Genomic DNA, 12,982 nt, shown 5'->3' with positions numbered 1-12,982 from the left:
GCTTGACAGTTTCAGGAATATGAAAAAAGTTAAGACGATTTCATATTTCCCGTTGAGCAGTCCGATGTCGAGCATCGTTGCGTCAGAAGTGCCAGCAGAGTCCGGCTCGTCCTCCGGCTTCCGCTTCGCCATGTTGCTGCCGGGCGGACTGGTCACCTTCTTCCTGATCCTGTTTGCCCTCGGCCTGGTGCTGTTCCTCGCCTTGCGCGGCAATGACGGCTCGCTGCTCGGCGCCGGCTTCACGGCAGACAATTTCATCACCGTGATTTCCGATCCGCTCTACTGGACGGTGACGCTGCGCTCGCTGGTGATTGCCGGCCTGGTGACGCTGGCAACCGTCGTCACCGCCTATCCCGTCGCCTATTATCTCGCCTTTCATGCCGGCCGCCGCCGCGGCCTGCTTTTGTTTCTGGTAACGCTGCCGTTCTGGACCAGCTACCTCCTGCGCGTTTTCGCCTGGAAGATCGTGCTCGCCTACAATGGCGTGTTGAACTCGGCGCTGATCGAAAGCGGCATCTGGTCGGAGCCGACGCTGGCCTTCCTCAACACCCCGGCCGCCGTCGTCGTCACGCTGGCGCATGCCTATGCCCCCTTCGCCATCCTGCCGATCTATGTGGCGCTCGACACCATCCCGAAATCGCTGCTTGAAGCCGCGTCCGACCTCGGCGCCAGGCCGTTCACGGCGTTCCGCCGCGTCGTGCTGCCCAATTCGATGCCGGGCGTCCTGGCGGCGGCCCTCGTCGTCTTCGTGCCGACGGTCGGCGACTATGTCACCCCGGCCATGGTCGGCGGCCCGGCCAGCACCATAATCGGCTCGCTGATCCAGTCGCAGTTCGGCAAGGCCAATGACTGGCCGTTCGGCGCGGCCCTTTCGGTCTGCGTCATGATGGTCATCCTGTGCGTGGTCCTCGTCGCGCGCGACGCCGACCGCAGATTTGGCAGCCGCACATGAGCGCGACGCGCACCGAGGCCAATGCAGGTGGCCGCTGGCTCGGCCTCTATGTGGTTGCCTATCTGGTATTCCTCTATCTGCCGATCCTGCTGATCCCGCTGTTTTCCTTCAACGATTCCATCCAGGCGGCATTTCCGCTGCAAGGTTTTACGCTGCAATGGTACGCGACGCTCTACGGCAACCCGGCACTGTCCGGCGCTTTAGCCAACAGCCTGGTCATCGCGACGATAGCCGCCTCTGGCGCCACGCTCTGCGGCATCACCGTGTCCTACATGGACCTCTATGGAAGCTCGCCGCTGGCCGCCACCATCAGCGCCATCTCTAGGCTGCCGATCCTGATCCCCGGCGTCATCGTCGGCATCTCGCTGCTCATCCTGGTCAATCTCATCGGCCTCGGGCCGTCTCGCATCGCCATCGTGCTCGGCCACATACTTGTGGCGCTGCCGACGACGGTGGTGATCATGCGCAGCCGCTTCGCCGCCATCCCGAAAACCATTCGTGAGGCAGCGCTTGACCTCGGCGCCTCCGACTGGACGACGTTCCGGCGGGTGATGCTGCCGCTGTCGCTGCCAGCGATCATTTCGGCCTTCATGCTGGCGTTTCTGATTTCCTTCGACGAGTTCATCGTCGTCTTTTTCCTCGCCGGCACCGAGCCGACGCTGCCGCTTTACATCTGGAGCCAACTGCGGTTTCCCCGCTCGCTGCCGACCGTCATGGCGCTGGGGACAGCGATCCTGACCGTGTCTTTCATCATTGCCGGCCTTGCCGAAGTCCTGCGCCACCGCGGCCTCAATGTGGCCCGCCGGCCGGCGCTCGCCAATCCAGCCTGAACCATAACAAAGCAAAAGAGGAGAACCGAAATGGCATTCGACCTGAAATCGATCACCGGCCTGAAATCACTCACCGGAAAGACAGCCCGCACCGGGCTTGCCGCACTTGCAATCGTCCTGTCGTCGACGGTCGCCTTCGCCGCCGACAAGCTGCAATATTTCACCTGGTCGGGCTATGAACTGCCCGATTTCAACAAGAGCTTCCTAGCGGCCCACCCCGATGGCGTCGAAGCCTCGATCTTCGGCGACGACGACGATGCCTTCACCAAGGTCAAGGCCGGCTTCCGTCCCGACATAGCGCATCCCTGCTACGACAAGGTGGCGCGCTGGAACAAGGAAGGCCTGCTGCAGCCGATCGACACCAAGCGCATCAAGAACTGGGACTCGATATTCCCGGTGTTCAAGAACCTGCCCGACATCCAGGCCGGCGACGGCAAGGTCTGGATGGTGCCGTGGGACTGGGGCAACACCTCGATCCTCTACCGCACCGATCTGGTCAAGAACCCGGAAGCGAGCTGGAACCTTCTGTGGGACAAGCAGTATGCCGGCCGCATGGCGACCATCGATGCCGTGCACGACACGCCGATCGTTGCCGCGCTGCTCGCCGGCGTCAATCCGTTCGACATGACGCCGGCCGAGATGGACAAGGTGGCGGAAAAGCTGCGCGAGCAGCGCCCGCTGCTCTCCAACTACACCACCGACATGACCTCGGTCGAACAGGCGCTGGCCAGCGGCCAGCTGGTCGCCGCCATGACCTGGAACGCGTCGGCCACCTCGCTGAAGAAACAAGGCGTGCCGGTCGAGTTCATGAAGCCGAAGGAAGGCATGCTGACCTGGGCCTGCGGCTTCGTCATGCTGAAGGACGCCAAGAACGTCGACCTCGCCTATGACTTCATCAACAGCCGGCTCGACGCCGACTCGGGTAAGTACCTGATCCAGTCCTATGGCTATGGCAGCTCGCTGAGCACCGCCTTCGCCGGCGTGGCGAAGGACGAACTGGACAAGCTGCAATTGCCGGCGGATCCCGAAGTGATGCTGAAGAGCACCATCTTCACCGGCCCGATGAAGCAGAATGACGATGTGGCGAAGATGTTCGAGAAGGTGAAGGCTGGCGGGTGAGGGACCGCCGACGTCTGCGCTGCCCCTCACCTGCCTGCCGGCATCCTCTCCCCGTATAGTGACGGGGAGAGGGGCGCTGTCATCGGTGGCTTCGTCAATTACCGGCGTAGCAGGAAGCGGCACCTAGATTGAAGCTGCCCCTTTCTCCCCGTCACTATACGGGGAGAAATGTCCGGCAGGACAATGAGGGGCTGCGCCGACGGTCGGCAAATTGCGATTAATTTCTTGAAGCCGGCCCATCTTGCCGCGCCCGTAAGAGACTGCAACGAGGACCCACGCACGGACATGCTTGACGACGCAACCGAGAAGCCAAAGGACGATGCCGACATCCGCGTCGGCCGGCGCGTGCGGGCGCTACGGCTGGAGCGCAATCTGTCGCTGGCCGAGCTCGCGGCAAAGGCCGGCGTGTCGATCGGTGCGCTGAGCCAGATCGAACGCGGCCTGTCTTCGCTGCGTGTCAAGGTGATCTGGCCGCTCGCCGCGGCGCTCGACATCGAGCCTTCGGCGCTGATTACCGACGGCAACGATGCCGGCAACGATCTCTATTGCGTGCGCGCCGACAAAAGGCGGCAGATCCCGGTCAAGTCCGAAGGCATCGCCAAGGCGCTGCTGTCGCCGCCGGGCGCGACGCTGACCGGCCTGCTAGTGACGGTGGAAGCCGATGGCGGCACGGCGGAAGCCTACGCGCATATCGGCCACGAGTTCGGCTATGTGCTGGCGGGCGAGGCCGAGCTGGTGGTGGACTCGACAAAATACGTGCTGAAGGCCGGCGACAGTTTTGCCTTCAAGAGCACGCTTCTGCACGCCTTCCGCAATCCGGGCGCCGAGCCTTGCCAGATCCTCTGGGTCAACACCACGAAACCGTCCGAGGTTCGCGATGGCGCGTGATCCTCTCGTCCGGTTGCAGGCGGTCTCGAAGGTTTTTCCCGGCGGCATTGTCGGGCTCGACGCCGTCGATCTCGACATTATCAGCGGCGAGTTCATCACGCTGCTCGGGCCGTCGGGCTGCGGCAAGACCACCAGCCTGCGCGTCATTGCCGGCTTCGAAAGCCCATCCAGCGGCAAGGTCCTGCTCGACGGTCGCGACATCACCGCGCTCAGGCCTTTCGACAGGCCGGTCAACACCGTGTTCCAGGACTACGCGCTGTTTCCGCATATGAACGTCGCCGAGAATGTCGGCTTCGGCCTGTCGCTGCGCAAGCTTTCGGGCAGCGAACAGGCCAAGCGCGTCCGCGAAGCGCTCGACATGGTCGGTCTCGCCGACAAGCTCGGCGCGCGCGTCTCCGAACTGTCGGGCGGCCAGCGCCAGCGTGTCGCGCTTGCCCGCGCCATCGTCTGCGAGCCGCGCGTGCTGTTGCTCGACGAGCCGCTGTCGGCGCTCGACGCGCATCTGCGCGAGCAGATGCAGGTCGAGCTGAAGCGGCTGCAGTCGCGGCTCGGCACCACCTTCGTCATGGTCACCCACGACCAGACCGAAGCGCTGTCGATCTCCGACCGCATCGTCGTCATGAACAAGGGCCGCATCGAACAGATCGCGCCGCCGGCCACCCTCTACGATCGGCCGGCGACGAAATTCGTGGCAAGCTTCATCGGCACGATGAACCTCATGCAATCGCGCTTCATCGGCCGCGACGGCGACCGCCTGCGTTTCGCCGCCGGCGCGCTCTCGCTGGAGGCAACATCCGAAACCGGCGACATGCCCGGCGAAGGCGCCGAACGCACCATCGGCGTCCGTCCCGAAGATTTGCTGGCCACCACCGATGCCGCCGTCGGCACAGCACCGGCTCGCGTCAACAGCATCGTCTTCCATGGCCGCACCTTGCGCTTGCATGCCGAACTCGAAAAAGGCGCACCGATCGTTATCGACGCGCCGCGCCAGGCCGAGGGTTTTCAATTCAGCGTCGGCGATGTGGCGCATATCAGCCTGCGCCGGGGCGCCAACTGCCCTATGCTGCCCAACTAATCTAACCCAATCCAATCCCCACATCGGAGCGGACCCCTTGAGCAATCATCTCAATTTCTTCATCGACGGCAAATGGGTGGCGCCCGTGGTGCCGGCGACGCTCGACGTGATCGACCCGTCGACCGAGGAGGCCTACACAAAAATTTCGGTCGGCTCGAAGGCTGATGTCGACAAGGCGGTCGCCGCCGCCAAGGCAGCGTTCCCGTCCTTCTCGCAGACCTCTAAGGCCGAGCGCCTGACGCTTCTGAAGCGCATCCTCGAAGTCTACAACGAGCGCTACGAGGACATCGCCCAAGCGGTCAGCCAGGAAATGGGCGCGCCGATCACCTGGGCGCGCGAGGCGCAGGCCTGGGCCGGCCGCGCGCATATGGAAGCCACCATCAAGGCGCTGGAGGACTATGAATTCCAGGAGAAGCGCGGCGGCACCATGGTGGTCAAGGAAGCGATCGGCGTCTGCGCGCTGATCACGCCGTGGAACTGGCCGCTCAACCAGATCGTCTGCAAGGTGGCGCCGGCGATTGCCGCCGGCTGCACTGTGGTGCTGAAGCCTTCCGAAATCGCGCCGATCAGCGGCATCGTCTTCTCCGAAGTGATGCAGGCCGCCGGCGTGCCGAAGGGCGTCTACAACATGGTCAACGGCAATGGCCTCGATGTCGGCCAGGTCATGGCCGGTCATCCCGATGTCGACATGGTCTCCTTCACCGGTTCGACCCGCGCCGGCATCATTGTCGCCAAGACGGCGGCCGAGACGGTCAAGCGTGTGGCGCAGGAACTCGGCGGCAAGTCGGCCAACATCGTGCTGCCGGATGCCGATTTCGAGAGAGCGGTGCGCAAGGGCGTCAACGCCTGTTTCGGCAACAGCGGCCAGTCCTGCGACGCGCCGACCCGCATGCTGGTGCCGGCCGCCCGCCACGATGAGGCGCTGGCCATCGCCAAGAAGGCCGCAGAAGCCCACAATGTCGGCGATCCCCGCTCGGAAGACACCAAGCTCGGACCGGTCGTCTCCAACATTCAATACGACAAGATCCAGCGCCTGATCGAAGCCGGCATCAAGGAGGGTGCTACGCTCGTCACCGGCGGCCCCGGCCGGCCGGAGCACCTTAACCGTGGCTACTATGTCCGCCCGACCGTCTTCGGTCACGTCACGCCCGGCATGACCATCGAGAAGGAAGAAATCTTCGGCCCGGTGCTGTCGGTCATTTCCTACACGGATGACGAAGACGCGGTGAAGATCGCCAACGACACCGTCTACGGCCTCGCCGCCTATGTGCAGTCCGGCGATATCGACCATGCGCGGAAGGTTGCGGGCCAACTCCGCGCGGGCCAGGTGTCGATCAACTATCCGGAATGGGACACGTTCGCCCCCTTCGGCGGCTACAAGCAGTCCGGCAACGGCCGCGAATATGCCGACTGGGCCATCCACGATTTCCTCGAGGTCAAGGGCATCATCGGCTACGGGGCGTAGGCTTCAGAGCAGAGCTTTCCTCAACCGTCTGAAATCGCAGGCGCTGGTGCGGAAGCATCAGCGCCCGTTTTGTTTTCATTTGACATGTTCTTGTTTTGTTCTAAAGTTCTCAACCGGATACAATTTGCCGGACAAGATCAGTTATGCGTGGGCACCCTGCATTCGGAACCGCGAAGGACGGCCAGACCTTTTTCCAATGGCAGCAGCCGGGTACGATCCGGGAACCCCATCTGTTCTACGCATTCCTGGTCGAGGACCCGGTCAATGCAATGTTGAGGCACAAGGCGGAGCATTACAGTCAGGAACTGGGATTGCGGGGACGGCTGACGCCAACCGATCAAATGCACATAAGCCTGATCGGCCTTGGTGACGGCAAAGTTGAAGCTGTGGTGGATATCGCCCGTCATGTCGGCCTGCTGATACAGGCCAAGCCATTCGATGTTTGCTTTGATCGCCTGTCGGCCTTCGGCGGCGGGGCGCTGGTGCTTCGCGGCAGCGACCATTCGCCGGCATTGCAAGCCTTCTGGCGCAAGCTCTCTGCCGTGATTGACGACAGCCCGCTCAAGCCCTTTGTCACGAACTCGGTGGAGCCGCATGTCACGCTGCTTCGCGACAGGCTGGGTGTGCCGAAGATGCGGGAACAGTTCGTTGAGCCGATGTCCTGGATGGTGCGGAGTTTTGCGCTGATCCGCAGCCACCAGGGTAGATACAAGTGTCCAGCGATATGGCGATTGGACGGTCAGGACGATGCACTGGCCGGCATGTGAGACGCCGCCCCAATCGTCGTCACATTACCGCGCTATATTGATTGTCCTGACACAGCTTGTCAGCTGCCGTCCGGGCAAGGGTGGCAGGCCGGCAAGCGCTTCCCTACTTGCATTGCGTCTGAACAGGAGGAACATCATGACCACTGCGGAACTTGCCAAGGATTTCACCGAACTCCTCAAGCAGGGCGACAGCCACAGCGCTGCCGCGAAATACAATGCCGACGACATCGTCAGCTATGAGGCGATGGAAGGGCCGATGGCTGTCTGCAACGGCAAGGAAGCCGTTAAGCAGAAGGGCGAATGGTGGGAAGCGAACCATGAGGTCCATGGCGGCTCGATCGATGGCCCCTATGTCAATGGCGATCAGTTCGCGCTGCGCTTCAAGTTTGACATAACGCCCAAGGCCACCGGCGAGCGGGCCACCATGGATGAAGTTGGCCTGTACACGGTCAAGAACGGCAAGATCACCGAAGAGCGCTTCTATTATTGAGCCCGGAATTCCGCCGGCTTCTGGCTCACTTGCATGATTTTGAACATGACGGCCGGGACAGCGTCCTGGCCGCCATGTCAGAAGCTCAAATCGTCTTCACATATTGCGCCAGCTGATCGGCCACCGTGCCCCAGCCGTCGAAGAAACCCATCTCTTCATGGTTGTTGCGGGTGGCCTCATCGCGGTGGATGGCCGTTGCGGTGTAGCGTGTGCCCTTGCCGTCGGGCCGAAGCGAAATGACCGCGGTTATGAAGGGCTCGCCTGACGGCCGATAGCCCGGCAGCAGCGCATCCGTCCACACCAGCCGCTCGTTCTCCACGATCTCGAGATAGCAGCAATGGCGGTCGTTGACCTCCTTGCCGTCGGGCGACTGCATGCGGGTGCGAAACAGCCCGCCCGGACGAAGGTCGATCTCGCAGTCGGTGACCATCCAGGGCTTTGGCGTGAACCATTGCCTGACATGCTCCGGCGTCGTCATGGCGCGCCATAAGAGTTCGCGCGGCGCATCGATGACGCGCTCCAGCACGAGGTCCAGTCTGGGGTCGGGCTTGAAGGGATAGCTCACTTTTCCTGCTCCTTGAGGCTCATAACATAGGCGTCGAACTGATCGAGGCGGCGCTCCCACAGCGTGCGCTGTTCGGCCAGCCAGTTTTCGGCAAGCTTCAGCGGTTCGGGCGCCAGCTGATAGGTCCTGGTGCGGCCGATCTTTTCCGAGCGGACCAGCCCGCAGCCTTCCAGCACTTTCAAATGTTCGATGAAGGAGGGCAGCGCCATCTCGAAAGGCTGCGCCAGTTCGCTGACCGAGGCCGGGCTGCGGTTCAGCCGCTCTACCACGCGCCGCCGCGTCGGGTCGGCCAGCGCGCGAAAGATGCCGTCGATCGGCAGCGGTGTCGGCGTGGCGGATTGCAGACTGGTCATCACGATACCCGCTCCACATGATAGGTGAGCACCACCGCGCCATTGTCGAAGGAGCGCGTGTCGACCAGCTTGAGATCGGTCGCGTCCTCAGTCCTGTCGAAAAGCTGCGCGCCGCTGCCGAGGATGACGGGGAACACCATCAGCCGGTACTCGTCGACGAGATCATGCTGCTTGAGCGCGTTGACCAGCCGGCGGCTGCCGCCGACCACGATATCGCCTTTCATCTCCCATTTGAGTTTGCGGATCGCGGCCATCGGCTCGCCCTGCAGCACGGTCGTGTTGTTCCATGCCGGATTTTTCAGCGTCGAGGAGACGACATATTTCGCCATGCCGTTCATCCGGTCGGCGAACGGCCCCTTGTAGGTCGGCCAACCGCTGGCGAAGCTTTCATAGGTCACTCGGCCGATCAGCAGCGCCTCGTGGTCCAGCACCTCCTGGAATTTGTAGTCGATCATACCGGCCTCATGGCGCTTGCCGACCCAGTTGGTGTGCCGGAAGCCCGGCTCGCCGCCAGGCGCTTCCATCACGCCATCGATGGAGATCAATTCCGACACAACGATCCTTGCCATGACTTTTCCTCCACCGATTTCGCAAACACTTAGGAAATTTCCTTAGTATTGGCAAGCCCCAAAATCGGGAGATAGCGGCCATGGTGCTGGCAAAGCGGGAAGGGCGGTTTTAGGCTGTCTGGCGGATTCGACTGTCAGCCCAAGGGAAGCGCGTTTTGACCATCACCATGTACGGCATCACCACCTGCGACACGATCAGGAAGGCGCGCACCTGGCTGGCGGGCCACGATGTGCCCTACCGGTTCCATGATTACCGGGCCGAAGGGATCGAGGCGGGCAAGCTGGATGGCTGGGTCGGCAAGGTCGGCTGGGAGCCGCTGCTCAACAAGGCGAGCACGACGTTTCGCGAACTGGCGGACAAGGACAAGCAAGGTCTCGATGAGAAAAAAGCCAAGAAGCTGATGCTGGCCAACCCGACCATGATCAAGCGGCCGGTGCTGGAGGTCGGGGATAAGATACTGGTTGGGTTCAAGGCTGATGTTTATGAGGCGGAAGTGGGGAAGTAGGCGCAGACGATCCTGCCGCCGCGTTCCTTCGCGCCCCCCTCTGTCCTGCCGGAGATCTCCCCCACGAGGGGGGAGATTGGCGGCTTCGGCGCCTCGCCTATTCTGCAACGTTGGTGATTGGCGAAAGCCCGCGTGACGTCTGATCTCCCCCCTCGTGGGGGAGATGTCCGGCAGGACAGAGGGGGCGCTGTCCCGCGGCATTCCGAATGCCTATCGACTCACTCCGCCCCGCGCAAATACCCCGCCAGCGCCACCGCATTGTTGTGCGCTTCATCATGCGCGCCGTAGAGCAGCGTCACTCGGCTCTTGCCCAGCAGGCCGCGCAGTTGCGCCACCGTCTCGCCATTGCCATCCAGCTCAGCCGCATACCGCTTCCGAAACTCAGCCCACCGCGCCGGCTCATGCCCGAAGCACTTGCGCAATTCATCGCTCGGCGCGATGTGCTTCAGCCACAGCGTCAGCGCGGCATCCTCCTTGCGGACGCCGCGTGGCCAGATTCGGTCGACAAGAACCCGCTGCCCATCATCGGGCGCGGGTGGCTCGTAGATCCGCTTGACCACCAGGTCGAAACCCATCCGACGTTCCTTAGCGCGTTATCAGGCCCACTCGCCCTTGCGCATCACCGGCACCTTTCGGCCATCCTTGTGGACGCCGTCTATATCGATCTTGTTCGAGCCGATCATCCAGTCGATGTGGATAAAACTCTTATTTCCGCCGCGCGCCGCGATCTCGTCCTGGCTGAGCAAGGCGCCGTCGACGAAGCATTTCGAGTAGCACTGCCCGAGCGCGATGTGGCAGGCGGCGTTCTCATCGAACAGCGTGTTGAAGAACAACAAGCCGCTGGCCGAAATCGGCGAGGAATGCGGCACCAGCGCCACTTCGCCGAGACGGCGCGCGCCTTCATCGGTGTCGAGCACCTTCTTCAACACGTCCTCGCCCTTCGAAGCCTTGGCCTCGACGATGCGGCCGTCCTCGAAACGCACCGAAATCTCGTCGATCAGCGTGCCCTGGTAGGACAGCGGCTTGGTCGAGGAGACATGGCCCTCGACGCGCCTTGCGTGCGGCGTGGTGAACACCTCTTCGGTCGGAATATTCGGATTGCAGGTGACGCCGTTCTTGGCGGTCGAGGCGCCGCCCATCCATTCATGGCCGTCGGCCAGCCCGACGGTGAGGTCGGTGCCCGGTCCGGTGAAATGCAGCGCATGGAAATTGTGACCGTTCAGCCATTCGGTGCGGCTGCGCAAAGCTGCATTGTGCGCCGTCCAGTTTGCGATGGGATCTTCCACATCGACCCGCGATGCCGAAAAGATCGCGTCGGCGAGCTTCACCACCGCGAGGTCGTCGGCATCGCCGGGGAAAACCTGTTTCGCCCAGGCGAGATCGGGATAGGCAACGATGTTCCAGTTGATGTCGAAGCCGGTGATCTTTTCCAGCGCCGGCTGGTAGGCCACCGAGTTCGCCTTGTTGGCGCGCGCCACCTTGGCCGGGTCCTGCGCCGACAACAACGACGGGTCCTCGCCACGCACGGCCAGCCGCGCCGCATTGTTGGCAAAGGCTTTTGCCATGCCTTCATACATCCAGCCGGCGGCGCGGTCGAAGCCGGCATCCGCGCCGTAGCGGAAGCGCGCCAGCGTGATCTCGTCATCGTTGAAGATCGGTGTCACCAGGCCGGCGCCGGCCTTGTAGGCATGCTCGACGATGCGCCGGGTCAGCGGCAGCGCCGCGATCGACGAGGTCAGCACTAGATCCTGCCCCGGCTGCAATTGCAGCCCGACCTTGATGGCGACTTCCGCCAGCCTGTCGAGCTTCACCGGGTCGATCGTTGCGGAAACGCCGCGCGAGTGTGTGGTCATGATCCTGCCTGCCTTGGTCTTGGGGGTGAAGCTTCCAACATAGAGCGGCGCGGCTATGCTTTCCAGCATCGTCGCGACCGGGTAGTGTCTCAGTTTGATGGAAGACCTTTGCGAGAAGATGGACTTCGTTGCGCCGAAGCCGGGCAAACGCGGGCCTTACAAAAAACGATTGAAGGATAATGAATAACGAGAGTTTTGCTATCAGGGATGACTTTTCGAACGATTTGGAAGTTCGTTTGGGGAATAATGGTCTGCGGTTCGTCATCACTGATACGTTGTCTTGGACAGATGACGAGGCGATAGCTGCGCATCTCGAAAGCATATCGGCGAGAGTGGACTCCTACTTGCAGATTGCAACAAGCGATCAATTTCGCCAGAGATATCCAGAAACCGCGCCAGACAAGGTTTCGATTGTGCTTCGATTCCGCTACGAGCCCGCTCCAACTGCGGAGCCGACTTTGTCTGGGATATCAAAGAGGCTCGCAACCGATGGCATACGCTTCCGTTACGGGATGGCTTCGGAATATCGGAGAGATCGTAGCTGCGGTGAAATTTCAAACTGAAACACTACCCGCGATGGCCAGCGTTTACGCAACGCTATCGAGCGACCGGAATTGCGCCACCGTCGCGGCGATCTCCTCGCGGATCCATGCCTTGAAATCGCGGACCTTGCGGCTTTCGGCCTTGGTCGCCGAGGTCACCAGCCAGTAGCCCAAGCCGCTCTGCGCCCGCACCCCGAAAGGCGCGACAAGGCGGCCATCGGCCAGCGCGTCGGCGGCCAGCAATTGCCAGCCGAGCATGACGCCGTGACCGGCGATCGCCGATTCCAGGCACAGCATCGGGTCGGTGAAACGCGCGCCCTTGCGGAAGGTGACTGGTTCGGCCCCTGCGGCTTTGAACCAGCTCTCCCAGGTGATCATCGCCCGCTCGTCGGTGATGGCGCAGGTTTGCGCCAGGTCGTCGATCGACATCAGTTTTTTGGCGATCACCGGCGCGCAGACCGGAAAGACCTCTTGCGCCAGAAGCAGCTCTGCCCGGCCTCCCGGCCATTTGCCGTCACCGAGCCGGATGGCAATGTCGATGTCGGAACGCTCGAGATCGGCCAGCCGCACCGAGGCGTCGATGCGAAGGAGCACGTTGGGATGCCGATCGAAATGTCGTGACAGCCGCGGCAGCAGCCATTTCGAAGCGAAAGCCGGTGCCACCGAAACCACCAGCGTGCACTGGCTTGCCTCGTCGGCAAGCGCCACCGCTTGCGCCAACTCGCGAAACCCGGCTCCAAGGCGGGCGGAAAAAACCGTGCCGAACTCCGTCAGCATCAGCCCGCTCGCCGTGCGCTCGAACAGCGCCTGTCCCAGCTGCTTTTCGGTGCGGTTGATCTGCTGGCTGACGGCGCTGACAGAGACGTTGAGCTCGCCGGCCGCCGCCGCGAGCGAGCCGAGGCGGGCGACGGTTTCGACGGCGCGCAGGCCGTTGAGATGGACGCGGTTCAGCATGGCCATTTCAGTTTTTCTAAACCGGCACGGCCGAAATCTCAATTGAAAGACGGC

General features: G+C 62.5%; 16 protein-coding genes. 10 read left to right on the top strand and 6 right to left on the bottom strand.

The window, feature by feature from the left end; translation table 11 throughout:
- The first annotated feature begins 64 nt into the window (after window positions 1–64).
- From H0241_RS14840 to H0241_RS14805, 8 genes are all read left to right on the top strand, one after another.
- Complete coding sequence (locus tag H0241_RS14840) at window positions 65–952, top strand: ABC transporter permease (RefSeq protein ID WP_181058407.1); 888 nt, start codon at window positions 65–67, stop codon at window positions 950–952.
- Window positions 949–1,782, top strand: coding sequence for an ABC transporter permease (locus H0241_RS14835; protein WP_181058406.1), 834 nt, complete (start codon window positions 949–951; stop codon window positions 1,780–1,782). Before H0241_RS14840 ends, H0241_RS14835 begins: the two co-directional genes overlap by 4 nt.
- A 30-nt stretch (window positions 1,783–1,812) precedes the next feature.
- On the top strand, window positions 1,813–2,901 hold the full coding sequence (locus H0241_RS14830) for an ABC transporter substrate-binding protein (RefSeq protein WP_181058405.1): 1,089 nt from the start codon (window positions 1,813–1,815) through the stop codon (window positions 2,899–2,901).
- Window positions 2,902–3,186: 285 nt separating this feature from the next.
- Window positions 3,187–3,789 (top strand): cupin domain-containing protein, encoded by a 603-nt coding sequence (locus H0241_RS14825; RefSeq protein WP_181058404.1) that lies wholly within the window; start codon window positions 3,187–3,189, stop codon window positions 3,787–3,789.
- Window positions 3,779–4,864, top strand: coding sequence for an ABC transporter ATP-binding protein (locus tag H0241_RS14820; RefSeq protein WP_181058403.1), 1,086 nt, complete (start codon window positions 3,779–3,781; stop codon window positions 4,862–4,864). The genes H0241_RS14825 and H0241_RS14820 overlap by 11 nt, the downstream gene beginning before the upstream one ends.
- 37 nt (window positions 4,865–4,901) lie before the next feature.
- Window positions 4,902–6,329 carry an aldehyde dehydrogenase family protein gene (locus H0241_RS14815; protein WP_181058402.1) on the top strand — a complete coding sequence of 476 codons (1,428 nt, stop codon included), beginning with the start codon at window positions 4,902–4,904 and terminating at the stop codon, window positions 6,327–6,329.
- Window positions 6,330–6,472: 143 nt separating this feature from the next.
- Entirely contained in the window at window positions 6,473–7,096 is a 624-nt protein-coding gene (locus H0241_RS14810; RefSeq protein ID WP_181058401.1) for a 2'-5' RNA ligase family protein, read from the top strand.
- Window positions 7,097–7,232: 136 nt separating this feature from the next.
- On the top strand, window positions 7,233–7,586 hold the full coding sequence (locus H0241_RS14805; protein WP_112565644.1) for a nuclear transport factor 2 family protein: 354 nt from the start codon (window positions 7,233–7,235) through the stop codon (window positions 7,584–7,586).
- An 85-nt stretch (window positions 7,587–7,671) separates the two neighbouring features.
- Here H0241_RS14805 and H0241_RS14800 read toward each other — a convergent pair whose 3' ends face one another.
- The 3 genes from H0241_RS14800 to H0241_RS14790 are packed head-to-tail and all read right to left on the bottom strand — an operon-like array spanning window position 7,672 to window position 9,073.
- On the bottom strand, window positions 7,672–8,151 hold the full coding sequence (locus H0241_RS14800) for an SRPBCC family protein (RefSeq protein ID WP_181058400.1): 480 nt from the start codon (window positions 8,149–8,151) through the stop codon (window positions 7,672–7,674).
- Complete coding sequence (locus tag H0241_RS14795) at window positions 8,148–8,504, bottom strand: ArsR/SmtB family transcription factor (RefSeq protein WP_181058399.1); 357 nt, start codon at window positions 8,502–8,504, stop codon at window positions 8,148–8,150. Before H0241_RS14795 ends, H0241_RS14800 begins: the two co-directional genes overlap by 4 nt.
- Complete coding sequence (locus H0241_RS14790; RefSeq protein ID WP_181058398.1) at window positions 8,504–9,073, bottom strand: dihydrofolate reductase family protein; 570 nt, start codon at window positions 9,071–9,073, stop codon at window positions 8,504–8,506. Before H0241_RS14790 ends, H0241_RS14795 begins: the two co-directional genes overlap by 1 nt.
- 155 nt (window positions 9,074–9,228) lie before the next feature.
- On the opposite strand from H0241_RS14790, the gene H0241_RS14785 reads away from it, so the two are divergent.
- Complete coding sequence (locus tag H0241_RS14785) at window positions 9,229–9,579, top strand: ArsC family reductase (protein WP_235984283.1); 351 nt, start codon at window positions 9,229–9,231, stop codon at window positions 9,577–9,579.
- 218 nt (window positions 9,580–9,797) lie between these two features.
- Here the strand turns inward: H0241_RS14785 and H0241_RS14780 are convergent, their stop codons facing one another.
- Complete coding sequence (locus H0241_RS14780; protein WP_181058397.1) at window positions 9,798–10,154, bottom strand: DUF488 domain-containing protein; 357 nt, start codon at window positions 10,152–10,154, stop codon at window positions 9,798–9,800.
- Between the two features lie 21 nt (window positions 10,155–10,175).
- Window positions 10,176–11,432, bottom strand: coding sequence for an aminopeptidase (locus tag H0241_RS14775; RefSeq protein ID WP_181058525.1), 1,257 nt, complete (start codon window positions 11,430–11,432; stop codon window positions 10,176–10,178).
- Window positions 11,433–11,611: 179 nt separating this feature from the next.
- Between H0241_RS14775 and H0241_RS36380 the strand changes: the two genes are divergently transcribed.
- Window positions 11,612–11,995: a DUF6572 domain-containing protein gene (locus tag H0241_RS36380; protein ID WP_407941745.1), complete on the top strand. Its 384-nt coding sequence runs from the start codon at window positions 11,612–11,614 to the stop codon at window positions 11,993–11,995.
- A gap of 24 nt (window positions 11,996–12,019) precedes the next feature.
- Here the strand turns inward: H0241_RS36380 and H0241_RS14770 are convergent, their stop codons facing one another.
- Entirely contained in the window at window positions 12,020–12,934 is a 915-nt protein-coding gene (locus tag H0241_RS14770) for a LysR substrate-binding domain-containing protein (protein WP_181058396.1), read from the bottom strand.
- Window positions 12,935–12,982 lie beyond the last annotated feature (48 nt).

This window comes from Mesorhizobium neociceri (assembly GCF_013520985.1).
GTDB classification, from domain to species: domain Bacteria; phylum Pseudomonadota; class Alphaproteobacteria; order Rhizobiales; family Rhizobiaceae; genus Mesorhizobium; species Mesorhizobium neociceri.
Note: the sequence above shows the minus strand (reverse complement) of the source record. Positions and strands in the feature narration are given on the sequence as shown.

Bases quoted from the DNA above. Each gene is read 5' to 3' on its own strand.
- H0241_RS36380 (WP_407941745.1), top strand. From the start codon at position 11,612: ATGAATAACGAGAGTTTTGCTATCAGGGATGACTTTTCGAACGATTTG.
- H0241_RS14770 (WP_181058396.1), bottom strand. From the start codon at position 12,934: ATGGCCATGCTGAACCGCGTCCATCTCAACGGCCTGCGCGCCGTCGAA.
- H0241_RS14775 (WP_181058525.1), bottom strand. From the start codon at position 11,432: ATGACCACACACTCGCGCGGCGTTTCCGCAACGATCGACCCGGTGAAG.
- H0241_RS14830 (WP_181058405.1), top strand. From the start codon at position 1,813: ATGGCATTCGACCTGAAATCGATCACCGGCCTGAAATCACTCACCGGA.
- H0241_RS14810 (WP_181058401.1), top strand. From the start codon at position 6,473: ATGCGTGGGCACCCTGCATTCGGAACCGCGAAGGACGGCCAGACCTTT.
- H0241_RS14835 (WP_181058406.1), top strand. From the start codon at position 949: ATGAGCGCGACGCGCACCGAGGCCAATGCAGGTGGCCGCTGGCTCGGC.
- H0241_RS14805 (WP_112565644.1), top strand. From the start codon at position 7,233: ATGACCACTGCGGAACTTGCCAAGGATTTCACCGAACTCCTCAAGCAG.
- H0241_RS14795 (WP_181058399.1), bottom strand. From the start codon at position 8,504: ATGACCAGTCTGCAATCCGCCACGCCGACACCGCTGCCGATCGACGGC.
- H0241_RS14780 (WP_181058397.1), bottom strand. From the start codon at position 10,154: ATGGGTTTCGACCTGGTGGTCAAGCGGATCTACGAGCCACCCGCGCCC.
- H0241_RS14825 (WP_181058404.1), top strand. From the start codon at position 3,187: ATGCTTGACGACGCAACCGAGAAGCCAAAGGACGATGCCGACATCCGC.
- H0241_RS14820 (WP_181058403.1), top strand. From the start codon at position 3,779: ATGGCGCGTGATCCTCTCGTCCGGTTGCAGGCGGTCTCGAAGGTTTTT.
- H0241_RS14840 (WP_181058407.1), top strand. From the start codon at position 65: ATGTCGAGCATCGTTGCGTCAGAAGTGCCAGCAGAGTCCGGCTCGTCC.
- H0241_RS14790 (WP_181058398.1), bottom strand. From the start codon at position 9,073: ATGGCAAGGATCGTTGTGTCGGAATTGATCTCCATCGATGGCGTGATG.